Origin of the sequence: Halorubrum vacuolatum (assembly GCF_900188065.1) — an archaeon.
In the GTDB taxonomy this organism is placed as follows: domain Archaea; phylum Halobacteriota; class Halobacteria; order Halobacteriales; family Haloferacaceae; genus Halorubrum; species Halorubrum vacuolatum.
Genome location: NZ_FZNQ01000007.1, coordinates 32,367 through 53,932 on the forward strand (window position 1 = coordinate 32,367; position 21,566 = coordinate 53,932).

Genomic DNA, 21,566 nt, shown 5'->3' on the forward strand with positions numbered 1-21,566 from the left:
CCCGTCGTGAACGACCCGCCGTCGAGGAGGCGTCCAAGGGACACGGGCGAAGGGCAGCCGAGAGCACGGCGGATCCGTGCGGGCGCGGAGCGTCGTGCCCTCGTCCCGTTGGCGGTCGCGACGGTCGCCCTCCTCGCCGTCGTCTTTTATTATCCCGTCGCGACCGTGTTCGTGGAGGCGGTCGTCGTCGAGGGCGCGATCACCCTCGCGGTCTTCGCGGAGATCCTTCGGGACCCGTTCTACTTCGGCGAGTTCGCCCGCCTCCTCGCCGGCGAGGATCCGATCGCGGTGCTGCGCGATCTGCTCGGAGCGGACCGACGGCTCGGGATCGTCGGGTTCACCGCCTATCAGGCCGCGCTCTCGACGGTCGCGAGCGTCATGTTGGGAGTACCCGCCGCCTACCTCCTCGCACGATACGAGTTCCGTGGGCGACGAACCCTGCGCTCGCTCACCATCCTCCCGTTCGTCCTCCCGTCGATCATGGTCGCGGTCGGGTTCGTCGCCACCTTCGGACGGGAGGGAACGCTCAACACCGCCCTCGCCGCGATCGGACTCGGCCCCGTCGAGCTCATGTTCACGCTGGAGGCGATCATCATCGCCCACGCCTTTTATAACGCGCCGCTCGTCGCGCGGGTGACGACCGCCGCGTGGGAGTCGGTCGACGCGAGTGCGATCGAGACGGCGCGGAGTCTCGGGGCGAGCCCGTTCCGGGCGTTTCGTGACGTGGTCGCCCCACAGCTCTATCCGGCGGTGCTCATGGGCGGGGCGCTCACGTTCGTCTTCACCTTCGCCACCTTCCCCATCGTGCTCGCGCTCGGGGGATTCCAGCTGGCGACCGTCGAGGTGTTCGTCTACCGGCTCGTACAGGACCTGAACTACGCGGAGGCGGCCGCGTTGGCGATCATCGAACTCGTCATCTCGCTCGGGGTGCTGCTCGGCTACCTTCGGTATGAAGCCCGTCACGCGGTCCGCTCGCGTGGCGCGCGTCCCCTCCCGCGACGGCCCCTGTTTCGGCTACCGGCGATCTCCGTTCGCGAGGTGCTTCCGCGGGTTGGTCTCGGCATATATGGGATCATCGCGGCGTTCGTCTTTCTCTCGCCGATCGTCTCGATGATCCTCGCGAGCGTGATCGCCGCCGACGGGAGCTTTACCCTCGAACACTATCGGTTCCTCGTCGACCGGCAGCGGACCGGTGCCGCCTTTCAGGTGCAGCCATGGACCGCGGTCCGGAACTCGCTCGTCTTCGCGGCCGGTTCCCTCCTGATCGCGCTCCCGATGGGCGTCGTGGTCGCGGTGTTGACGACGCGGCGCTATCGGGGGCGCAAGCTCGTCGATGCGATCGCGATGGCGCCGCTCGCGGTGTCGGGGATCATCGTCGGCCTTGGACTGCTCCGGGGGCTCGTCTTCGGCGTCGAGATCGCCGGGTGGCGGATCGTGATCGCCGGCTCGGTCGCCATCGTCGCCGCCCACGCCGTCTCGGGCTACCCGTTCGTCGTCCGGACGGTTGCACCGGGGCTGGAAGGCCTCGATCGGTCGCTCATCGAATCCGCTCGGGCGCTCGGTGCCTCCCGGGCCCGCGTCCTGCTCGACATCGAGCTGCCGCTGGTCTGGCCGGGCGTCGTCGCCGGCGCGGCCTTCGCGTTCGCCATCTCGATCGGTGAGTTCTCCTCGACGGTCGTGCTCGCGACGGGAACCGACGCCTACACCATGCCCGTCGCGATCGAACGATTCATCGGGCGGCGGCTCGGACCGGCGACCGCGATGGGCGTCGTCCTCCTTATCGTCACGAGCATCAGTTTCGTCGTGATCGACCGGCTCGGGGGTGAGAGCTTTGGCCTATAGCGACGACGGAGCGCCCGCAGCGGCCGGACCCGACAGCCCCCCCGCGGTCGAACTCGACGGCGTGAGCAAGGTGTATGGCGGGACCCCGGCGGTCGAGGACGTCGACCTCGCGGTGCGCGAGGGGGAGTTCTTCACGCTGGTCGGCCCCTCGGGCTGCGGGAAGACGACGACCCTGCGGCTGATCGCGGGGTTCGAGTCGCCGACGGCGGGGACGATACGGTTCGGCGGCGAGGTCGTCTCCGGGATCCCCCCGGAGGACCGAAACATCGGCGTCGTCTTCCAGAACTACGCGCTCTTTCCCCACATGACCGTGGGCGAGAACGTCGGCTACGGGCTCCGGTTTCAGGACCCCCCTGGCGGCGGCTCGACCGAGGATCGGATCGCGGAACTGCTCGATCTCGTCGACCTGCCGGACGCCGCCGATCGGGATCCGAATACCCTCTCGGGCGGGCAAAAACAACGTGTCGCGCTCGCACGGGCGCTGGCTCCGGGGCCCGAGGTGCTATTGCTCGATGAGCCGATGAGCGCGCTGGACGCCCGGCTGCGCGAGCGGCTCCGCGTGCAGGTCAAAGCGATCCAGCGTGAACTCGAGATTACGACGATATACGTAACACACGATCAAGAGGAGGCGCTCGCCATCTCGGACCGCGTGGCGGTGATGCGTGCGGGGACAGCGGAGCAGATCGCCCCGCCACGGGAGATCTATCGGCGGCCGTCCTCGCGATTCGTCGCGTCGTTCATCGGCGACAACAACGTCTTGGAGGGGCGGGTCCGCGCCATCGAGAAAGGAAAGCGAAAAGCGGGGACGGCTTGTGTCGCGGTCATCGACGTGGACGACGCCGCGTTCCGGCTCGAAACGACGGAGACGATCACGGCGGGCGACCGAGCGACGATCTGTGTCCGTCCGGAGGCGCTCCGGATAGACGGTGGGACGAGTCGATTGACGGGAACCGTCGAGAGCGTCGAGTTCTTGGGCGAGACGACGCGTGTGCAGCTCGGTTGGAACGATCGGGAGATCATCCTCCGGACGCCGGACCCGCTTTCGGGGGCGGTCACCGTGGGCTTCGACCCCGAGGACGCCCATCTCGTCGCCGTCGAGCGGTGAGGGTGGGAACCGACGCGGAGACCTGTGAGCGATCGACACGGAGCAATCCGACACACGGAGGCACATCCCTTTTAAGCCAGTTCGGTGATCCCATCGTACCATGGCGAATCCGTACTACGCGCTTCGTCGCATTCGGCGGGCGCGTTCGTCGCTCCCGAGTCCGCCGTCGTCGCAGTTCGAGACGCATCGCGACGAGTACGAGACGATCCTCAGGGCCATCCATGACCTCGCGGGCGGTGATGCCGTCGACGACATCTCCGGCTGGATTATCGTCCAGACTGCCCACGATCAGACGCTGCCGACGCCACAGGTAGTTCGACGGCGAGCATTATCGCTGCTGCGCGCACGCGACGTCGCGGTTCCGGAGGAATCACCGCTTCGTCGGTCCTGAGCGTACGCGTCGAAATAGCGGAATAAGGGACATCCAGAAAAACGTGACAGTCAGTCGATGATGATCTCGGAATCGGAGCCGTCGCTCGCGGCCGTCGTGTCCCCGCCCGCCATCTCGGCCTCGTAGCGTCGGATCCACTCGGCGAAACACTCCGGGCACAGCCGCTGGGTGTCGATGTTCGCCCGGTCGACGCTCAGCCGGACGGTGCGGGCGAGCGCGTCGGTGGTCGCCTCGCCACAGGCGTCACAGGGCTCGTTCGTCGCCGCGTCGCTCATAAATATCGGTCGGACGGACCCGTATTAACTGTTGTTCAGCCCGAGCTGGAAGACGTCACCGTCGCTCAGCCGTGGCTGGAGGAAGCCACCGTCGCTCAGCCGTGGCTGGAGGAAGCCACCGTCGCTCGGGCCTCGTCCGCGATAACGGATCGCGAGTCCGAGTCGTCTGGATCCCAGATATACCCCTCTAAGGCGATCAGTTCGCCACCCTCGTGGATCCCGCGGCCCTGTTCACGGACCCGCCGGACGTCGCCGTCGGCCCGGCGAATACGGTAGGTCAGATCGAAGTCGCGATCCGCATTGAGCGCCTCCTGAACGGCCTCCCACACCGCATCGGCGTCCGCCGGGTGAATTACGTCGTCGCCGAGCGAGACGCGTCCCTCGATGAAATCGTCGGGGTCGTATCCCGTGAGTGATGCCGTCCCGTCGGAGGCGAAAAGCGTCGGCCAGCCGGTCTCGTTGCGGACCCGGTAGGCCATTCCCGGGAGGTTGTTGATGAAGCCATGGGCGTGCTCGGCGATCGTCGACTGCTCGGCCGCGAGCGTCTCGGCCTCCCGCATCGAGTCGTGAACCCGCTCAGAGCGGCCGTAGATGGTCTCGACACGGTCGGCGACGCGGTCGATCGTGTTCGCCTGGGACTCGTTCGCTGCGGCGATCTCGCTGGTTCCGTCGCCGGCGGCGGCGATCCCCTCGTGGATCGCTGAGAGCGCCTCCAGTGCCGCCTCGATGTTCGCGACGGTGTCGTCGACGGAGGAGCGGGTCGTCTCCGCGGCGGACTGGCCGGTGGCGGTCTCCTCGCGAAGCGCGTCGATGAGCGACTGGATCTCCTCGGCGTTGGCGGCGGTCTCATCCGCGAGCGTTTTCACCTCGTTGGCGACGACGGTGAAGCCGGCGCCCTCCTCGCCGGCACGGGCCGCCTCGATGTTGGCGTTGAGCGCGAGCAGATTGGTCTGTTCGGCGATATCGCCGATGAGGTCCGTGATCTCGGCGATGTCGTTCATCCGCTCGGCGATCCCGTCCATTGCCTCGATCAGGGCCGCCGCATCCTCTGCGGTTCGCTCGGCCGCCTCGCCGGCCTCCTCGCCGGCGGTGACCGCCTCGTCCGCAAGCGACTGGGCGTCTGCCACCGACGCTGAGACCTGTGCGGCGCTCGCGGCGACCTCCTGCATCGTCGCCGTCACGTCGTCCATGTCGTCGCGAAGCTCCCGCATGGTCGAGACCTGATCGTCGGTCGCGTCGGTGGCCTCGCTCACGTGGCGCTCGATCACCGCCGCGTGCTCGACCAGTCGGTTGAGCTCGTCGTCCATACGGAGGGGAGATAGAGCGGAAATAAAGAACGTATCCCTCGAATTTCGGAGGATGATAATCCGCGACGGGCGTAGCTGGCCGATCAGGTCGTGCGGAACGCCCGGTCGCCGGCGTCGCCGAGGCCGGGAACGATGAAGCCGTCGTCGTCGAGTTCGTCGTCGATGGCGACGGTAAGCAGGTCTGCGTCCTCGAACGTCTCGCCGACACGGATCAACCCCTCGGGTGCTGAGACCGCGGAGAGGACGAAGAGGTTCTCGTAGTCGTCGGCCTCGGCGAGGATGTGCTTGAGGACGGCACACATCGTCGAGCCGGTCGCGAGCATCGGGTCCGCGACGATGACGGTGTCGCCCTCGCGGATCTCCGGGAGCTTCACGTAGTCGATGGTGATCGGGAACTCGCCGTCGGCGTTCATCCCGGCCTCCTCGTCGCGGCCGGCGGAGATGACGCCCTGTTTGGCGCGCGGGAACGCCTTTAATAAGCCCTCGACGAACGGCGTCGCCGCCCGGAGGACGTTGATGATGACGACGTCATCGAGGCCCCGCACGTGCTCGCCGGTGGTCTCCTCTAAGGGCGTTTCGACGGGGACGTACTCCGTTTCCATCACCCCGTCGATGATCTCGTAACCACAGATCCGGCCGAGTTTGACGAGTCCCTTACGGAACGCGACCTGTTCGGTTTCGACGGCACGAAGCCGCGAGAGGGTGTCTTTCGCCAGCGCATGCGTGATGAGATACGCGTCGTCCCGATCCTCGATCGTCATGGGCACACCGTCGGGGGGATGAATATAAAGGATGCTGGATACGCCTCGAACCGGGACGAATCCGGTACCCGTCCACGACCGGCGGTGTGGATCCAGCGGCTCCCACCGCCGGATCGATCACGATCATTAAACACATGGAAGGTCTACCTGGCCCGCTAAGGTCATACATGGAAAATCGTTAAGAACAAGGGGTGGGTAGCTGCTGTCGATGCGTTTGAATGGCATTGACGAACGGCTCGAACGGCACCAGTACCCCGCGACCTCGGAGGAGATCATCTCGGCTCACGGAAACGCGACCGTAGAACTCGTGGATGGCTCCGAGCGGCTCGGGGACGTCCTGGAGCGCTTCGGCGACCAGACGTTCGAATATCCCGAGGAGGTGTTCGATACGCTCCGAGCCGGCGTCTGCCACCGTGGTGTCGGTCGACGGTTCTACTCCGACCGCGACCCCTTCACGACGGGAGAGCAGGGCCCACAGCCCGTTTCCTTTTAACGGAACCGGCCAAGAACCACACGACGACGGAATCCCACCGGCTCATCGCCGGCCAACCGATCCCGTTTTTATCCCGAGACCACACGCGACAGCCCGGTAGCTCGCGGGGTGCGTGACCCCGACTACACCCACGCGATCGACGCCGAGAGGTCGATCGGGACCGAGCCCTTGGTGTAGCCCTCAATGTGGCCGTCGGGCCGTGCCCGGAGGACGATCGCGGGTTTGTGTCGGACGCCGGGTCGTTCGCGGCGGAGGACCGCCCAGTCGTCGTCGGGAAACGAGCTACAGTCGACGAGCAGGGTGACGCCGCCGGCGTGCGCCTCCAGCTGTCCGTTCGTCTTCGTCGCCGCCGTATCGCGGATCGCCGCGACCGGGGTGTTCGCGCTGCGGCCCGACACGCGCTGTGGGCGGGTCACCTCGACGAGCGAGGCGTGGCCGGTGGCGGGATCTTCGGCGCGATAATCGAGCGAGTGGCCGGTCGTGACCTCGATCTCAGGCGTGATCCGGTAGCCGGCCGAGGCGAGCACCTTCGCGGCCGTGAACTCCGCGATGGCGGCGCTCATCCGGACGAGATCCAAGGACGCCGAGGTGCCGAGTTTCCCGGCCATCGTCTCGCGGTAGTCGTCGAGGATACCGGGCCGGAGTGCCGACTCGACGTAGCCGGTTCCCTCCTCGCGGGTCGCACCCGGGAAGCCGGCGCCGTGATCCCGGAAGAACGCCCGGGTCGTCTCCGCGCCGTCCTTCGAGCAGAAGACGGGGAGGAAGAACCACGAGACGTGGGGGAACGCCGCGAGCCACGGTTCGTCGTCGTGGAGCCCGGCGAGCAGTTCGCGTTGTGCCCAGCGGGAAACCGGATAGGGAGCCTCCTCGAAGCCGTACTTATCGGTCCGCCAGAGCGCCCGTGGCGTCTCGGTGTTACCGAGCCAGTAGGCGGCCGGGCCGGGGGTGGCACCCGGCGGCGGATCGTCGTCGTGATCGGTCCAGCAGAACAGCGCCATGGAGCCGTCGTCCATGTCGAACCGCCGGGCGTCGTAGCCGGGCGGGGCGGCGAACCATGGGGCGGCGGCGCGTACGCCCAGGTTGTCATCGAGCGGCCGCTCGAGGCGCGAGCGGATCCGATCCGCGTTCCACGACTGAGGCGACCGTCTGAATCGCAGCGGCTTGGCCACGGTATCGCTACCGGTTCGGTCCGCTAATCGTTTGTGGTGGCCGGTGGCAGGGGTGGACTGTGGCCGGTGGCAGGGGTGGACTGTGGCCGGTGGCAGGGATGGACTGTGGCTGCTGGTGGCTGCAGGGTGATCGGTCGCAGATCGGGCGGATCGATGAACCGCGATGGGGTCGCGATGGGATCGCGGTACGGTCACGACGGGATCACTATGATAAATCATGTGAATGACCGATACATATATCAGCGATAGTTCCTAAGTGCATGTGTACCATGTCAATGGGTGCCTATGATGAAGACGAACACGAGCGCCGTGAGCAGAAGACCGCGACGGTCGATGCGGATTTCGACGCCGAACGTGCCGAGTACTCCGGGTCTATCACGTATGACTCGGGGGACTCGACGGAGGCACTCCTCGACAAGTTCCAGGAGCTGCAAGGGAAGTAGTGCCCGGTGAGCGACTGATCGCGGAGGATTCCTCCAATCGAATCGTGAACGCCGCGAGCGGCCGCTCTCACCGGTGCTTATTGACTCTCACCGGTGCCCATTGACTCTCATCGACGCTTGTTGACTCTCATCGATGCTCGTCAGTCGTCCGCAACCTCACACCTCCCCAGCCTCGCCACGGCTGGCGGACGCCAGCCGTGGGCTCCCTCGCGCGGTCGCCTTCGCGCCCGCCGGGCACGAAGGCGGCGCGCGCCAACTGCCTCATTGCCGGCTTACAGAAAATCGAGGAGAAAGCCCACGACTTCAGTCGTGGTGGATGTCAAAGATCGTCGCGGTCGAACTTCAACAGCCCCACGAGCGGCGGCGCGAGCGCCCAGAAGACCAACATCGCGGTCGCGGAGATCTGTTGATTTCGCATGTCGCCGGCGAACAGCTGATCAGCGAGGAAGGCGTTCGCGAGCACCTGGACCCCGGTGTTCGGATTGGCGACCTCGAGGAACGTCTGTACCTGGATGAGCGAGACCGGAAGCGGATCGATGACCGACTCGAACGCCCCGAGTAGCTGTCCGGTGAGCGTTCCCCACAGCAGGACGAAGAGGAAGTAGATCCCGATCCCGCCGACCAACGCGCGACGCTGGGTGGAGGCCGCCGCCGAACAGCCGACCGCGATCGAGACGAAGACCCAGCCGAGGACCATCGCGAAGACCGTGTAGCCGAGGAACGCCCCGGCGTTGAACGAGACGGGGATGGCGATGAGCACGACGGCCGGGAGGAGGAACCCGACCGCGATCGCGAGCGAGAGCGCGGCCGCCCGCCCGATCACCTTCCCGAAGACGACGTCGGCACGCGAGTGCGGCAGCGAGAGCAGCAGCTTCAGCGAGCCCGATTCCCGCTCGCCGCTCACCGCGTTATAGCCGATCACGACCGCGACGAGCGGCACGAGCGTCGTGAGCAGTATCGGGCCGACGAAGGCGCTTAAAAGCAGCTCCGTCGCGAACCCTTCACCCTCGCCGGTCGGCCGCACCGCGTAGGCCATCAGCGCGAGCAGCCCCGAAAAGAGCGCGATCAAAAGCGCCATCGCCCGCGAACGGACCGTGTCCTGAAAGTCCTTCCTCGCGACCGCCGGGAGGCTCATCGCTCCACCTCCTCGGTCGTCGCCGTGGGATCGGTCTCGTCCGTTTCTTCGGTCCCCTCGTCCGTTTCTTCGGTCCCCTCGTCCGTTTCTTCGGTCTCCTCCGCTTCGGCCCGCTCGCCCGTTCCGTCCGCCTCCCCTGCTTCGTCCCTTTCAGTCCCCTCGGGCTCCATCTCCGGCTCGTCGTCGTCACCTTCCGGCTCGTCGTCGGATGCCGACCTCGCTTCGTCGCCATCGGTGGGTGCTTCAGCGGTTTCCTCGTCGTCACCGTCGGTCCCCGGGCTCGCCGAGTCTCCCTCGGTGTACGCCAAGAAGAGGTCCTCGAGCGAGGCCTCCTCGGTGTGGAAGTCGGAGACGCCGACGCCGGCGTCCTCCAGCGCTCCGATAACGCGGGTCTTCGCGTCGTCCGCACAGTTCACCCTGATCCGACCGTCGCTCCCCTCGACACGGGTGACCTGAGAGACGCCTTCGAGCGCCCGCACGGATTCGAGGGCGGTCTCGTCGACGCCGGCCGTTTCGATGTCCAGGGTTTCCTCGCCGCCGACGGCGTCACGGAGGCCCTCGATGGAGTCCTCGGCGACGAGCGTCCCGTCGCGAAGGATGCCGACGCGGTCACAGACCGCCTCGACCTGTCCGAGGACGTGCGAGGAGAAGAAGACGGTCGCGCCGCGGTCGGCCTCCGCACGGACGATGTCACGCATCTCCTTCGCGCCGGCGGGATCGAGCCCGGAGGAGGGCTCATCGAGGATGAGCAGCTCCGGCTCGCCGACGAGCGCCATCGCCAGCGCGAGTCGCTGGCACATCCCCTTCGAGTAGCCGCCCGCCTTTCGATCCCAGTCCTCCGGCGACAGCCCCACGCGTTCCAACAGCGCCTCGGGCTCCGCGTCGGCCTCCTTCGACTCGATGGCGAACTCGACGTGTTTCCGGCCGCTGAGCCGGTCATAGACGCTAAACCCCTCGGGCAACACGCCGGTTCGTCGCCGGATATCGACGCTGTCGGCCGTGGCATCACGACCGAGTACGGTGACGGTTCCCGTCGTCGGCCGGACGAGGTCGAGCACCATGTTTATCGTCGTGGACTTTCCGGCCCCGTTCGGGCCGAGAAAGCCGTAGATCTCGCCCTCCTCGACGGCCAGATCGAGGTCGTCGACGGCCGTAACGTCCGCGAACTGCTTCGTGACGCCGTGCAGCTCGATGGCGGTCATGCCCGCCGCTTCTCTCGGCGGGGGATAAAGGGTTACGTCTCGCTAGCAACCGGCTATCGCCGCACGCCGTCCGTGGCGTGCGAGCTCACGCCTCCGGCGGCCAGTCGATCCCGTATTCCGCGAGCAGCTCGGCGAACCCGTCCTCCGCTAACACGGGCACGTCGTTCGCCTCGGCGTCGTTCCGTTTCGACTGCCCCGGACTCTCGCCGATGACGAGGTAGTCGGTGTTGCCGGAGACGCTCGAAGTTGCGTTCGCGCCGTACCGCTCTACGAGGTCCTGTGCCTCGCGGCGGGCCACGGCGAGCGAGCCGGTGAAGACGAACGTCAGCCCGTCGAGCGCGTCCGGGCCGGGTCCGTCCCCGTCCTCGTCCGCCAGCTCGACGGGCTCCGGGTCGACACCCCGCTCGCGCAACCCCTCGATCGCCGATCGGTTCTCCGGCGCATCCAGAAACCCGCGGATCGAGGCGGCGACCTCGGGCCCGACGTCGTCGACCGCCTGTAAGTCATCCTCGTCAGCATCGAGTAGCGTGTCGAGGTCGCCGAAGTGCCGGGCCAACGTCCGGGCGGTCGTCGAGCCCACGTCGGGGATCCCGAGGCCGGCGAGGAAATCCGCGAGCGGCGGCCGCTTCGTCGCCTCCAACTCGTCGATCAGGTTCCGGGCGCTCCGCTCGCCCCACCCCTCAAGCGTCACGAGCTCCATGACGGTGAGGTCGTACAGGGCCGGCAGCGAATCGAGGAGTCCGGCCTCCCGAAGCTGTTCGACGCGCTCGGGGCCGAGCCCCTCGATGTCGAGGGCGTCCCGCCGCGCCCAGTGTTCGACCGCCCGTTCGAGCTGGACCGAACACCCAAGTCCGCCGGTACAGAACGCGAGCGGCCCGTCGCGCTCGACGGGTGCCGCACAGACCGGGCAGGTTTCCGGGAACGGGTAGGTCCCTTCGCTCCGTTTCTCGACGACCTCGGGGACGTAGGGGATGACGTCGCCCGCGCGGTAGATCCGGACGCGGTCGCCGACGTTCACGCCCAGCGCCGCCATCTCCGCGGGGTTGTGCAACGTCGCCCGCGAGACGGTGACGCCGCCGACGTCGACGGGCGTGAGCTCGGCGACGGGCGTGAGCCGTCCCGTCCGGCCGACCTGGACGGTGACGTCCTCGACCGTCGTGACCGCCGTCCGCGGCGGGAATTTATAAGCGAACGCCCATCGCGGCGCCCGCGAGGTCGACCCGAGCGCCTCGCAGGCGGCCCGGTCGTTCACCTTGATCACGACGCCGTCGAGCTCGTAGTTCAACCCGTCGCGCCGGTCGAGGATGTCGTCGCGATAGGCGATCGCCCCTTCCGCATCGTCGACGACCTCGATCAGGTCGGTCCGTTTCAGCCCGAAGGCGTCGAACGCCGCAAGCTCCCCGCGATGGGTCCCCGGTCGATCCGCTTCGCCCTCCCACGCGAGCACGTCGAAAAAGAAGACGTCGAGCGGACGCTCGGCGACGACGCCGGGATCGAGCTGTCGGAGGGTCCCCGCCGCCGCGTTTCGCGGGTTCGCGAACGGCTCCTCGCCGCGCTCGATCAGCGCCTCGTTGTGCGCCTCGAACGCGTCGATCGGCATGAACACCTCGCCGCGGACGGCGAGCCGTTCGGGTGGGTCACCGCGAAGCCGTCCCGGCACGGCGCGGATCGTCCGAACCTGCTCGGTGACGTCGTCGCCCTCTCGCCCGTCGCCGCGGGTCGCCGCCCGCACGTACTCGCCGTCCTCGTAGATCACCTCGACGGAGAGGCCGTCGAACTTCGGCTCACAGACGTACTCGAGGGCTTCCGGGTCGAATCCCGAGTCGGCGACCCCCGACCGCACACGCTCGTCGAACTCATGAACGGCCGCCGGCTCGGCCCCGTTGTCGATCGACAGCATGGGCGAGACGTGTTCGACCGTCTCCAGCGCGTCGAGCGGCTCGCCGCCGACGCGGCTCGTCGGCGAGTTTTCGGTCGCGAGGTCGAAGGTCTCCTCGAGCTCTTGAAGCCGCTCGAAGAGCCGGTCGTAGATCGTGTCCTCGATCAGTGGGTCGGCCTCGACGTAGTAGCGGTGGTCGTGTTCGCGGATCGCCTCGCGGAGCAACGCGGCCTGCTCGGCCGCCGCATCCGCCGACAGCGACGACGCCGGCTCGAAGTCGGTCGGCGGCGACTCCACGTACGGGTTCCCCTTCGGGTCGGCGTGTCTCGGCGGCGAGCGCGTCATCATCGTCCGTTTGGCCGCACTCCGATAAAAGAGGTCGCGATCCCTCGCGACGGAGGATCACGATCGTTCCCGTATCCGCCGCTCGCCACGTCGCCTGCGAAACCTATATATAGTCGTCTTTCATCCCGCGAAACGCGGGGCGAAGGCATCCACCGCTGCTCTTTCGCCCCACATCGATCCGCCGAGCCACCGCGCTGGCATACGGTCCCGGTTCGTGAGGGGCCGTCCCGTCCGTCAGACCACTTTCACCGTGGTACCCCACCCCTTTTAGCGGAAGCCGCCGAACTGACCGCCGTGTCAGAGTCGTCGTTCCTGCGGTTCTTCCCGTACGAGGAACCGTATCCGAACCAGCGCGAGGCGATGGACAGGGTCGCCAACGCGCTCGCCCGGGGGCAGGACGTCCTCTTCGAGGGCGCCCCCGGCACGGGCAAGACCCTCTCGGCGCTCGTCCCCGCGCTCGAACACGCCCGCGAACACGACCGGACGGTCGTCATCACGACGAACGTCCACCAGCAGATGCGCCAGTTCGTCGAGGACGCCCGCGCGATCACGCGCACGGAGCCGATCCGGGCGGTCGTCTTCCGCGGCAAGGCGTCGATGTGCCACATCGACGTGGACTATCAGGAGTGTCAGACCCTCAGGGACACCACCCGCGAAGTCGCCGGTACCGAGCGTGACGTTCGCGAGCTTGAGGCCCGTCAACGCGAGCTGCTCGCGGCGAGCCGCGAGGGCGACGCGAGCGCGGCCGAGGCCCGCGAGGCGGTCATGGACGAGCTCGACGAGTTGGAGTCCTCGCTCGCGGAGTACGAGACGGCGAACGTCTGTGCGCACTATCGAAACAATCTGACGCGTGACACCGACGAGTTCTTCGGCTGGCTCTTCGAGGACGTCCGAACCCCCGACGACGTCTACGCGTACGCCGACGAGCGGGAGCTCTGCGGCTATGAACTCTTAAAAGAGGGGATGGAGGGCGTGGATCTGGTCGTCTGTAACTACCACCACCTGCTCGACCCGACCATCCGCGAGCAGTTCTTCCGCTGGATCGACCGCGACCCCTCCGAGATAATCACCGTCTTCGACGAGGCACACAACGTCGAGGACGCCGCGCGGGATCACGCGACCCGGACGCTCACCGAGCGAACGCTCGATGCCGCCATCGAGGAGCTCACCGACAGCGATGACTCTCGGGCTGAACCGGCAGAAAACGTCATCAGGGCCTTCCGCGACGCGCTCGTGGAGACCTACGACGATGCGCTCGGCTTCGGCGCTCGCGAGGCCGTCGGCGAGAACTGGGAGGACGTCGCCATCGCCAACGAGGACCGCCGGGACGACCTCACGCTCTCGTTCCTCCGGGGGTACGAGGGCGCCGGCATCGACGTCGAAACGGAGCTCGCCATCCAACTCGGGCGGGCGCTCGACGAGGAGTACGAGCGGCGCTATCGTGACGGGGAGACGACGAGCCGCACGGAGTGTCGGACGCTGCAGGCCGCCCGGTTCATCTCCACGTGGATGTCGGAGGGGACGGCGCTCGGGCAGTACCCCGTCGTCTCCGTCCGTCGTGACGGCGGGACGGACGAGGTGTACGGCCGTGCCGAACTGTACACCTGTATTCCGCGGGAGGTGACGAGCGCGCTCTTCGAGGAGGTCGCCGCCTCCGTGCTGATGAGCGCCACGTTGCGTCCGTTCGACGTTACCGCGGAGGTGCTCGGCTTGGAGAACGTCGCGACGTTGGCCTACGGAATGTCGTACCCGGCGGCGAACCGACGGACGTTCGCGGTCGACACGCCGCCGCTTTTCGCCTCCGCACGTAACGACCCCGAGACCCAGGGGACGGTCGCGACCCTGCTCCGGGATGCGATCCGGTTCACCCCGGGCAACACGCTCGTCTTTTTCCCCTCCTATGCGGAAGCCGAGCGCTATCACGAACGGCTCACCGGGATGGATCCGCCGGGCACGTCCTCGGCCGGCAGCGCCGCTGGAGCCACGACCGACGCCGACCACACCCTCGCTGCGGCGGAACTCGGTCGACTCCTCCTCGATGGCTCGGGCGAGGACGAGGAACGGCTCCGCCGCGAGTTCGTCGAGCGCGACGACGCGGCGCTTTTCACCTCCCTGTGGGGCACGCTCGCGGAGGGGGTGAGCTTCGACGGCGACGACGCCCGAACGGTCGTCGTCGTCGGGGTTCCGTATCCACACCTCTCGGACCGGATGGAGGCGGTTCAGGACGCCTACGACCGCGCGTTCGCCGAACGTGATCGCGATCCCGGCTGGTCGTACGCGGTCGAGATCCCGACGATCCGCAAGACACGACAGGCGCTCGGCCGCGTGATCCGGGGACCCGAGGACTTCGGCGTCCGTATCCTCGCGGACCGGCGCTACACGACCGCCGATATGGGGAAATACTCGGTTCGTGGCGCGTTTCCGCCCGAGGAGCGCGACGAGCTGATCGACGTCGACCCGGACAAGCTGAAGTTCGCGATGCTCAACTTCTACGGCGACCACGACGCTTACGACGGGCCGCCACCGACCCCCTGAGTTGCTCCCCCGATGGCTCAGGTCGGCCGGGTCGCCAACAGCAGCACGATCCCACCGAGCACCACGCCGAGAAGCACCGTGATCACGACGTGGATGGCCGTCATCGCCAGCGTCACGCGTCGGTCCCGCTCGTAGCTCCAGTGGAACATCGCGGCGTCGAGCGCGAGCGCGACCGGGACGGTCAGGAACGCCGGGAGCGAGAACGCGCCGCCGACGACGCCGACCACCGCGGGGAGCGGGCCGACGTAGAGCGCACGCCGGGGATCGACCGCTCCGAGGACGTTGCGCGCGGCGAGATGAGCGGTGATGGATAAAAAGATCGCAAAGAGCACGACCGTCCCGAGGACCTGGACCGGCGAGACCGTCTGTAAGAGCATAGCCGGTCTACGTGATCGTCGCTAAAAGTACCCTCGAAAGCGTGTGGAGCGGATAGCTGCTCACGGCCGTACGGCGGTCCGGGCTACCCGAGGAGCCCGAGCCCGCCGAGCTCCTCGACGATGTGATCGACGGCCGCCTCGGCGTCAGCCGGATCGGTGCCGCCGGTGATCACGAGCTTCCCGCTGCCGAAAAGCAGCGCGACCACCTCGGGTTCATCCAGTCGATAGACGAGCCCCGGGAACTGTTCGGGTTCGTATTCGATGTGTTCCAACCCGAGCCCGATCGCGATCGCGTTCAGGTTGAGGTCCTCGCCGAGGTCCGCGGAGGTGACGATGTTCTGGACGGTGATCTCGGGGTTATCCTCGACCGGTATCTGTAGCTCGCGGAGCTTCTCGAAGACGATATCGAGGCTCGCGTGGACCGCCGCCGTCGAGTTCGCCCCGGTACAGACGATCTTTCCGGAGCGGAAGATCAGTGCGGCCGATTTCGGGTCGGCGGTGCGGTAGACGAGACCGGGGAACTGTTCGGGATCGTAATCGGCGCCCTCCAGGTCCATCGCGACGCTCTGGAGGTCGAGCTCCTGTCCGATCCCGGTGGAGGCAACGACGTTTTCGATCGTAATCGAGTCCTTCGGATCGGCCATCAGTGGATGTCCACTCACCACAATGAGTTAAAACGTTGGTGGGTATCGTGTGGGTGTCGGCGTCAGTGAGGACCCTTCGACGCTCCGGACCGTCACGCTCTTTTGCTCCGACGCTTCGGACCGTCACGCTCTTTTGATTCCTTCGCGCACGCTCAGAGCGTGTACTGGGTCGAGCTCGCGGGCGAGGCGGACGCCTTCGCCGCGGCGGAGGCGGCAACGGCGGCGACGGCGGTCGAGCTGCTCGCTCCGGGAATCGCCCGGGCGGGATCCATCGGCCCTCGCTTCGACCGGCTCGCGTACGCCCGCGGCGCTCACGAGGCGATCGGCCGGACCGACGCCGACGTCGACGCGGCCGTCGCGCTCCTCCGTGCCGCCCCGATCGACCGATCGGGGACGGTCGCGGTTCGCGCCCGAAACGTACGCGGTACGGCGGACGTCTCGACGGCGGCCGCCGAGCGGGCGCTTGGTTCCGCCCTCGTCGACCGTGGTTTCGCGGTCGACCTCGACGACCCCGATCACGTCCTGCGCGCGCTCTTTGCGGCGGGTCGGCGGGCCGAACACGACGCGGTCGACGGCGCCGACGGCGAGGAGGCCTCCTGCTGTCTGCTCGGCTGGGTCGCGATCGAACCGGCCCGCGCGTTCGCGCCCCGGCCGACCGACCGGCCGTTCTTCCAGCCGGGAAGCATGGCCCCTGCGGACGCCCGTGCCTACGTGAACCTCGCGGGGGCCGGTCCCGGCCGAACGGTGCTTGACCCGATGTGTGGCACCGGCGGGTTACCCATCGAGGCCGCGCTCGTCGGAAGCGACGTCCTCGCGTTCGACGCCCAGTTCAAGATGGCACGCGGGTCACGGGCGAACCTGCGGGCGTGTCCCGGATCGGATACGGCGGTCACATGGCACGTCGCCCGGGGCGATGCGACCGCGCTCCCGCTTCCGGACGACGCCGTCGACGGCGTCGCCTTCGATGCGCCCTATGGACGGCAGTCGAAGGTCGCGCGCCACGAGCTCGTGGACCTCGTCGGGGGCGCGCTCGCGGAGGCGGCCCGGGTCGCGCCGCGGGCGGTCCTCGTCGCCGACCGCGACTGGCGGGGACCGGCACGCGACGCCGGCTGGCGCGTCCACGCCACCTTCGAACGGCGCGTTCATCGATCGCTGACGCGGTACGTGACGGTGCTTGAGCGCCCGGAAGGATGAGCGGTACCCGCCGACCGTTCCGTCCGCGTCCGATCCTCGATGTGTGACCGTCCCGGTAGTGAACGGCTCCCTCCCGTTCCGCGGTCCGTTCGCGCCGCTGCCGGTCGCTTTCAGTTCCGGTTCGGGGAACGGTTAAGTGCCCGGCGTGAAGTTGATTTCATATGACCGGGGACGCCGACGGCGACATGCTCTCGTGGGACGAGTCGGTGTTCCGCGACGAGTCGGTCTTCGAGATCGATTACGTCCCGGAGACGTTTCGCCACCGCGAAACCCAACTCGAGAGCCTGAAGTACGCGCTCCGGCCGGCCGTCCGTGGCTCCCGGCCGCTGAACACGATGGTCCGCGGCCCGCCGGGCACGGGCAAGACGACGGCGGTCCAGAAGCTGTTCTCGGAGCTTCGTACCCGCACGGAGGTCCGAACCGTTCACGTTAACTGTCAGGTCGACTCGACGCGGTATGCCGTCTTTTCACGCTTGTTCGAGGGCATATTCGATTACGAGCCGCCCTCGTCCGGCATCTCGTTTAAAAAGCTCTTCGGACAGATCACCGATCGGCTCGTCGACGACGACGAGGTGCTCGTCGTCGCGCTCGACGACGTGAACTACCTCTTTTATGAGAACGAGGCGTCCGACACCCTCTACTCGTTGTTGCGGGCCCACGAGGCACACGCCGGCGCGAAGATCGGCGTCATCATCGTCTCTTCGGACCTCTCGCTCGATGCGATCGACGAACTCGACAGCCGCGTGCAGTCGGTCTTCCGGCCCGAGGAGGTCTACTTCCCGGTGTATGACGTCACGGAGATCTACGACATCCTTACCGAGCGGGCCGCCCGCGGCTTTCATGACGGCGTGATCGAGACGGCCGAGCTGGAGCTGGTCGCCGAGCTCACCGGCGAGAGCGGCGACCTCCGCGTGGGGATCGACCTGCTCCGGCGGGCGGGGCTCAACGCCGAGATGCGCGCCTCACGGACGGTCGCCGCCGAGGACGTCGAGTCCGCGTACGACAAATCGAAGTACGTCCACCTCTCGCGGTCGCTTCGGGGCCTTTCCGACTCCGAACGCGGGCTCGTTCGCGTCCTCGCGGAACACGACGGCGAACGGGCGGGAACGGTATATGAAGCGTTCCACGAGGAGACGGATCTCGGCTACACCCGCTACTCGGAGATCATCAACAAACTCGATCGCCTCGGCGTGATCGAGACGGCCTACGCCGACGTCGAGGGTCGGGGCCGCTCGCGGGAACTCACGCTCGCGTACGACGCCGAGGCGATCCTCGATCGGCTCTGAGCACACCCGGTTGACGTGGCGACAGCTTTTCGATCCCGCCGCGCACACACCCGTGCATGAAGACGAGCGGCGGCAGCGACGCGGCGAAGCGCCGGGCCGGGGAATCCGCAGCCGAGGCGGTTACCGATGGCGACGTCGTCGGCCTCGGTACGGGCTCCACGGCGGCACACGCGATCCGGGCGATCGGCCGACGGGTGAACGCCGGGCTCGACGTTCGAGGCGTCCCCACCTCATTTGCGAGCCGTCGGCTCGCCCGTGAGCGTGGGATCCCGCTCGTTGATCTCGATGCAGTTTTTGATCCCGTGGCTTCGCGTGAGGCTCCTGCATCCGATGGGGGCACGGGGATCGACGTCGCCATCGACGGGGCCGATCAGATCGCCGACACGGCGATAATAAAGGGCGGGGGCGCCGCGCACGCCCGTGAGAAGGTCGTTGCCGCCGCCGCGGACCGCTTTCTCGTCGTCGTGGACCCGACGAAGGTGGTCGACGTCCTCGATCGATCGGTCCCGGTGGAAGTGCTTCCGGACGCCCGGGCGACGGTCGCTCGAACGATCCGGCGGATCGGGGGCGAGCCGATCCTCCGGGAGGCGACCCGAAAGGACGGCCCCGTCGTCACCGATAACGGAAACCTCGTCCTCGACTGTGACTTCGGCGAGATCGATGATCCCGACCCGCTGGCGACCAGGCTCGCCTCGATCCCCGGTGTCCTCGAACACGGCCTCTTCGTCGGGCTCGCCAACGAGATCCACCTCGGAAACGACGAGGGCGTCGAGATTCGGGACTGCCCCTCGAGTTGAGCAACGGCGTGGCCGCGGCTCGGCGGTCGGGGTGGAAATAAGAAACGGGGTTGCCCGGTTTTAGAGGTCGCGGGGCTGGACCGTCTTCCGGTCGTTAGCCTCGGCGCGTCGAGCGGCGTCCGCGAGGAGCTCGTCGACTTCTTCATCCAGCGCCTCGTAGAAGTCCGAGGCCACGTTCTTGTCGTCCAGCGCTTCCTTGACGGCCGCTTTGACAATGAGGTCTGCCATGCGTTCTCGAGTACCCCTTCACAGTTTATAAGCGTTCCTGAATTCGCCCGCGAGGGACGCCGTACGACCGGTCTGCGCGGGGCGTGTTCGGCCTACATTTATAAACCTTGTGGGATTCGCTGGGGCATCGAGAACCCGACTCGCCTCGTCGTCGGTTGCGATGTCGGGTCGGGGTCGACATACGGGGGCTCATCGGCGTGTCAGCGGCGGTTTCGAACGTGAATAGTTATATATACCTGTTCATACAGAAATCCGACAATTCCGCGATCACACGGTCGGTGCCGACGGCCCTCCACCGCCGATCAGCACGGTGGAGCGTTCGCGTAAAAACCCGCGCTCGCGGGCGGCGAGCAAGGGTATTTGTTTCTCGGACCCGTAGTGATGTTGCCGGCAGCGGTGGATGCCGGTCCAACATGCCAAGTTGCGACCATTGCGGGTCGCACGTCTCGGATCGCTTCGCCCGCGTGTTCGCGGACGAGTTCGGGGCACTCAACGCCTGCCCCGCCTGTGCCGCGAACGCGGGTATCGCCGAAGTGGCACGACAACGCGCCCGCAGCAGAAACTGAGCCGCCATGATCGGCGCCACACGATACGCCGGTGTCGATCGGCGCGGCAGGAACCGTCCCGGAACCGACCCACGTGCGGTCTCGTCGGCCGCGTCCGATGACGGCCGCCGGAGATGGTTCGCGTCCCGTACCGTTTTTATCGCCGGTTACGGATCCTCAAGCGTGCCCGACGCCCCGTCAGCCGATCCTGTCGTCCTCGGCGATCACGTCCACGACAGCGACGCCGACCACCATGTCTACATCGTCGAGTGCGCCGACGGCACGCTCTATACGGGATATACGACCGACGTTCGGCGGCGCGTCTCCGAGCACAACGACGGAACCGGGGCGAAATACACGCGCGGACGGACGCCGGTGCGGCTCCGCTACCTCGAATCGTACCGATCCCGGTCGGACGCGATGTCCCGAGAATACGCGATCAAGGCACTGACGCGGTCGGCGAAGCGGGCGTTGTTCGAGGACATCTAACGCGGAACCGCTCCGGATACCCGATCTCACTCGACGAGCCGTTCGATCTCCGTCACGAGGATCCCGCTCGCGCCGACCCCTTTCAGCTCCGCGATCGCCTCGAAGACGTCACGCTCGTCGACGACGGCGTGGACGGCGACCATCCCGTTCCCGTTCTCGTCGGCTTCGACGTTCATCACCGTCGGCCCGCCGAGTCCCGGGATCACGTCTTTCACCTCGTCGAGCCGGGCTTTCGGGGCGTTCATCATCAGATACCGCCGTCCGTCGGCCGCGAGAACCGACTCGAAGGCGGTCCGAACCTGTTGGACTTTCGGTTCGTTTTGGACGTCGCCGCGGGCGAACAGCCGCACCGACGAGTCGAGGACGTCGTCGATCACGGCCAACCGGTTCACCTCCAGCGTCGTTCCCGTGGAGGTGATGTCGACGATGGCGTCGGCCATATCGACGTGGGGCGTGAGTTCGGTCGCACCGGTGACGGTGATCACCTCCGCGTCGATGCCCGTCCGTGTGACGTACGCCTCCGTCACCGTCGGAAATTCGGTGGCGATGGTACCGCCGTCGAGATCCTCGACGGCCTCGATCGGGCCGTCCATCGGCGCGGCGAGAACGAGCCGGCAGCTCCCGTAGCCGAGATCCAACAGGTCGACGAGGTCGTCCGCGCCGGCCGCCTCCGGCTCCGCGGCGACGCGTCCCGACTCGTGAGCCTGATCGAGACCGGTGATGCCGAGGTCGGCGGCTCCGTCACGGACGTACTCGGGGATGTCGGCCGCCCGTGCGAACAGCACGGTTACGTCCGGATCGACGGTGTCGGCGTAGAGCTGCCGGTCCGCGGTCTCCTCGATGTGGAGTCCGGCCCGTTCGAGCAGCGAGAGCGTCGGTTCGTGAAGGCGTCCCTTGTTGGGAACGGCGATGCGCATACCCGTGCCGTTGCGGCCGGACCGGGAAACGCTTTCGTCCTCGTCGCGGGCAGAACCACGCCTCGTCCTCGTCGCGATCGGGACCCCGCCTCGTCCTCGTCGCGATCGGGACCCCGCCTCGCCCCCGTCGCGGCCGAGGCTTCATATCCGAAGACGCGGCCATCCCGCACATGCGCTGATCGACGCCCCGCGGTGGTCACGGCGGTT

21 protein-coding genes and 1 pseudogene are annotated in these 21,566 nt (G+C 67.3%); 11 read left to right on the plus strand and 11 right to left on the minus strand.

The window, feature by feature from the left end; all coding sequences use genetic code 11:
- Window positions 1-72: 72 nt before the first annotated feature.
- The 3 genes from CHB65_RS08210 (at window position 73) to CHB65_RS08220 (ending at window position 3,338) form a co-directional block, all read left to right on the plus strand.
- Window positions 73-1,842, plus strand: coding sequence for an ABC transporter permease (locus CHB65_RS08210; RefSeq protein ID WP_245809937.1), 1,770 nt, complete (start codon window positions 73-75; stop codon window positions 1,840-1,842).
- A complete protein-coding gene (locus CHB65_RS08215) occupies window positions 1,823-2,947 on the plus strand; it encodes an ABC transporter ATP-binding protein (RefSeq protein ID WP_394335412.1) in 1,125 nt (374 codons plus the stop codon). Before CHB65_RS08210 ends, CHB65_RS08215 begins: the two co-directional genes overlap by 20 nt.
- Window positions 2,948-3,047: 100 nt before the next feature.
- The gene (locus tag CHB65_RS08220) at window positions 3,048-3,338 is read left to right on the plus strand and encodes a hypothetical protein (protein WP_089384582.1); all 291 of its coding nucleotides are present in this window, start codon (window positions 3,048-3,050) and stop codon (window positions 3,336-3,338) included.
- Window positions 3,339-3,388: 50 nt separating this feature from the next.
- Here the strand turns inward: CHB65_RS08220 and CHB65_RS08225 are convergent, their stop codons facing one another.
- The 3 genes from CHB65_RS08225 to upp form a co-directional block, all read right to left on the minus strand.
- Window positions 3,389-3,613, minus strand: a complete 225-nt coding sequence (locus tag CHB65_RS08225) for a DUF7569 family protein (RefSeq protein WP_089384583.1) — start codon at window positions 3,611-3,613, stop codon at window positions 3,389-3,391.
- A 95-nt stretch (window positions 3,614-3,708) separates the two neighbouring features.
- Entirely contained in the window at window positions 3,709-4,920 is a 1,212-nt protein-coding gene (locus CHB65_RS08230) for a methyl-accepting chemotaxis protein (protein ID WP_089384584.1), read from the minus strand.
- Window positions 4,921-5,003: 83 nt separating this feature from the next.
- The gene (gene upp, locus CHB65_RS08235) at window positions 5,004-5,681 is read right to left on the minus strand and encodes a uracil phosphoribosyltransferase (RefSeq protein ID WP_089384585.1); all 678 of its coding nucleotides are present in this window, start codon (window positions 5,679-5,681) and stop codon (window positions 5,004-5,006) included.
- 208 nt (window positions 5,682-5,889) lie between these two features.
- On the opposite strand from upp, the gene CHB65_RS08240 reads away from it, so the two are divergent.
- Window positions 5,890-6,174 (plus strand): DUF5789 family protein, encoded by a 285-nt coding sequence (locus tag CHB65_RS08240; RefSeq protein ID WP_089384586.1) that lies wholly within the window; start codon window positions 5,890-5,892, stop codon window positions 6,172-6,174.
- Window positions 6,175-6,296: 122 nt separating this feature from the next.
- Here CHB65_RS08240 and CHB65_RS08245 read toward each other — a convergent pair whose 3' ends face one another.
- Window positions 6,297-7,343 (minus strand): DUF5784 family protein, encoded by a 1,047-nt coding sequence (locus tag CHB65_RS08245; RefSeq protein WP_089384587.1) that lies wholly within the window; start codon window positions 7,341-7,343, stop codon window positions 6,297-6,299.
- 275 nt (window positions 7,344-7,618) lie between these two features.
- Between CHB65_RS08245 and CHB65_RS17400 the strand changes: the two genes are divergently transcribed.
- Window positions 7,619-7,786 carry a DUF5786 family protein gene (locus CHB65_RS17400; protein WP_245809938.1) on the plus strand — a complete coding sequence of 56 codons (168 nt, stop codon included), beginning with the start codon at window positions 7,619-7,621 and terminating at the stop codon, window positions 7,784-7,786.
- 319 nt (window positions 7,787-8,105) lie between these two features.
- On the opposite strand, the gene CHB65_RS08250 is transcribed toward CHB65_RS17400, so the two are convergent.
- The 3 genes and pseudogenes from CHB65_RS08250 to ligA form a co-directional block, all read right to left on the minus strand.
- Window positions 8,106-8,921 (minus strand): ABC transporter permease, encoded by an 816-nt coding sequence (locus tag CHB65_RS08250; RefSeq protein ID WP_089384588.1) that lies wholly within the window; start codon window positions 8,919-8,921, stop codon window positions 8,106-8,108.
- Between the two features lie 182 nt (window positions 8,922-9,103).
- Window positions 9,104-10,123 (minus strand): annotated as a pseudogene (locus CHB65_RS08255) (ABC transporter ATP-binding protein); the annotation flags it as partial.
- 85 nt (window positions 10,124-10,208) lie between these two features.
- Window positions 10,209-12,347 (minus strand): NAD-dependent DNA ligase LigA, encoded by a 2,139-nt coding sequence (ligA, locus tag CHB65_RS08260; protein ID WP_089384682.1) that lies wholly within the window; start codon window positions 12,345-12,347, stop codon window positions 10,209-10,211.
- A gap of 294 nt (window positions 12,348-12,641) precedes the next feature.
- Here ligA and CHB65_RS08265 point away from each other — a divergent pair, with 294 nt between their 5' ends.
- Window positions 12,642-14,882, plus strand: coding sequence for an ATP-dependent DNA helicase (locus CHB65_RS08265; RefSeq protein ID WP_089384590.1), 2,241 nt, complete (start codon window positions 12,642-12,644; stop codon window positions 14,880-14,882).
- Window positions 14,883-14,899: 17 nt separating this feature from the next.
- On the opposite strand, the gene CHB65_RS08270 is transcribed toward CHB65_RS08265, so the two are convergent.
- Window positions 14,900-15,259: a DUF7473 family protein gene (locus CHB65_RS08270; protein ID WP_089384591.1), complete on the minus strand. Its 360-nt coding sequence runs from the start codon at window positions 15,257-15,259 to the stop codon at window positions 14,900-14,902.
- An 83-nt stretch (window positions 15,260-15,342) separates the two neighbouring features.
- On the minus strand, window positions 15,343-15,903 hold the full coding sequence (locus CHB65_RS08275; RefSeq protein WP_089384592.1) for a TATA-box-binding protein: 561 nt from the start codon (window positions 15,901-15,903) through the stop codon (window positions 15,343-15,345).
- A gap of 159 nt (window positions 15,904-16,062) precedes the next feature.
- On the opposite strand from CHB65_RS08275, the gene CHB65_RS08280 reads away from it, so the two are divergent.
- The 3 genes from CHB65_RS08280 (at window position 16,063) to rpiA (ending at window position 19,180) form a co-directional block, all read left to right on the plus strand.
- Window positions 16,063-17,097: a THUMP domain-containing protein gene (locus CHB65_RS08280; RefSeq protein ID WP_089384593.1), complete on the plus strand. Its 1,035-nt coding sequence runs from the start codon at window positions 16,063-16,065 to the stop codon at window positions 17,095-17,097.
- A 161-nt stretch (window positions 17,098-17,258) separates the two neighbouring features.
- Window positions 17,259-18,383, plus strand: a complete 1,125-nt coding sequence (locus tag CHB65_RS08285; protein WP_089384594.1) for an ORC1-type DNA replication protein — start codon at window positions 17,259-17,261, stop codon at window positions 18,381-18,383.
- 56 nt (window positions 18,384-18,439) lie between these two features.
- Complete coding sequence (rpiA, locus tag CHB65_RS08290) at window positions 18,440-19,180, plus strand: ribose-5-phosphate isomerase RpiA (protein WP_089384595.1); 741 nt, start codon at window positions 18,440-18,442, stop codon at window positions 19,178-19,180.
- A 60-nt stretch (window positions 19,181-19,240) separates the two neighbouring features.
- On the opposite strand, the gene CHB65_RS08295 is transcribed toward rpiA, so the two are convergent.
- Window positions 19,241-19,408, minus strand: coding sequence for a DUF1931 family protein (locus CHB65_RS08295; RefSeq protein WP_089384596.1), 168 nt, complete (start codon window positions 19,406-19,408; stop codon window positions 19,241-19,243).
- A 413-nt stretch (window positions 19,409-19,821) separates the two neighbouring features.
- Here CHB65_RS08295 and CHB65_RS17405 point away from each other — a divergent pair, with 413 nt between their 5' ends.
- Both CHB65_RS17405 and CHB65_RS08300 read left to right on the plus strand, forming a co-directional pair.
- The gene (locus CHB65_RS17405; RefSeq protein ID WP_179213619.1) at window positions 19,822-19,974 is read left to right on the plus strand and encodes a DUF7563 family protein; all 153 of its coding nucleotides are present in this window, start codon (window positions 19,822-19,824) and stop codon (window positions 19,972-19,974) included.
- 162 nt (window positions 19,975-20,136) lie between these two features.
- The gene (locus CHB65_RS08300; RefSeq protein ID WP_245809933.1) at window positions 20,137-20,442 is read left to right on the plus strand and encodes a GIY-YIG nuclease family protein; all 306 of its coding nucleotides are present in this window, start codon (window positions 20,137-20,139) and stop codon (window positions 20,440-20,442) included.
- 26 nt (window positions 20,443-20,468) lie between these two features.
- Here the strand turns inward: CHB65_RS08300 and hisG are convergent, their stop codons facing one another.
- Window positions 20,469-21,359, minus strand: coding sequence for an ATP phosphoribosyltransferase (hisG, locus tag CHB65_RS08305; RefSeq protein WP_089384598.1), 891 nt, complete (start codon window positions 21,357-21,359; stop codon window positions 20,469-20,471).
- Window positions 21,360-21,566: the final 207 nt, after the last annotated feature.

What these genes read in the sequence shown, in the direction of transcription:
- CHB65_RS08220 (WP_089384582.1), top strand. Translation starts at nt 3,048, where the DNA reads ATGGCGAATCCGTACTACGCGCTTCGTCGCATTCGGCGGGCGCGTTCG.
- CHB65_RS08225 (WP_089384583.1), bottom strand. Translation starts at nt 3,613, where the DNA reads ATGAGCGACGCGGCGACGAACGAGCCCTGTGACGCCTGTGGCGAGGCG.
- CHB65_RS08230 (WP_089384584.1), bottom strand. Translation starts at nt 4,920, where the DNA reads ATGGACGACGAGCTCAACCGACTGGTCGAGCACGCGGCGGTGATCGAG.
- upp (WP_089384585.1), bottom strand. Translation starts at nt 5,681, where the DNA reads ATGACGATCGAGGATCGGGACGACGCGTATCTCATCACGCATGCGCTG.
- CHB65_RS08240 (WP_089384586.1), top strand. Translation starts at nt 5,890, where the DNA reads ATGCGTTTGAATGGCATTGACGAACGGCTCGAACGGCACCAGTACCCC.
- CHB65_RS17400 (WP_245809938.1), top strand. Translation starts at nt 7,619, where the DNA reads ATGGGTGCCTATGATGAAGACGAACACGAGCGCCGTGAGCAGAAGACC.
- CHB65_RS08250 (WP_089384588.1), bottom strand. Translation starts at nt 8,921, where the DNA reads ATGAGCCTCCCGGCGGTCGCGAGGAAGGACTTTCAGGACACGGTCCGT.
- ligA (WP_089384682.1), bottom strand. Translation starts at nt 12,347, where the DNA reads ATGACGCGCTCGCCGCCGAGACACGCCGACCCGAAGGGGAACCCGTAC.
- CHB65_RS08270 (WP_089384591.1), bottom strand. Translation starts at nt 15,259, where the DNA reads ATGCTCTTACAGACGGTCTCGCCGGTCCAGGTCCTCGGGACGGTCGTG.
- CHB65_RS08275 (WP_089384592.1), bottom strand. Translation starts at nt 15,903, where the DNA reads ATGGCCGATCCGAAGGACTCGATTACGATCGAAAACGTCGTTGCCTCC.
- CHB65_RS08285 (WP_089384594.1), top strand. Translation starts at nt 17,259, where the DNA reads ATGACCGGGGACGCCGACGGCGACATGCTCTCGTGGGACGAGTCGGTG.
- rpiA (WP_089384595.1), top strand. Translation starts at nt 18,440, where the DNA reads ATGAAGACGAGCGGCGGCAGCGACGCGGCGAAGCGCCGGGCCGGGGAA.
- CHB65_RS08295 (WP_089384596.1), bottom strand. Translation starts at nt 19,408, where the DNA reads ATGGCAGACCTCATTGTCAAAGCGGCCGTCAAGGAAGCGCTGGACGAC.
- CHB65_RS17405 (WP_179213619.1), top strand. Translation starts at nt 19,822, where the DNA reads ATGCCAAGTTGCGACCATTGCGGGTCGCACGTCTCGGATCGCTTCGCC.
- hisG (WP_089384598.1), bottom strand. Translation starts at nt 21,359, where the DNA reads ATGCGCATCGCCGTTCCCAACAAGGGACGCCTTCACGAACCGACGCTC.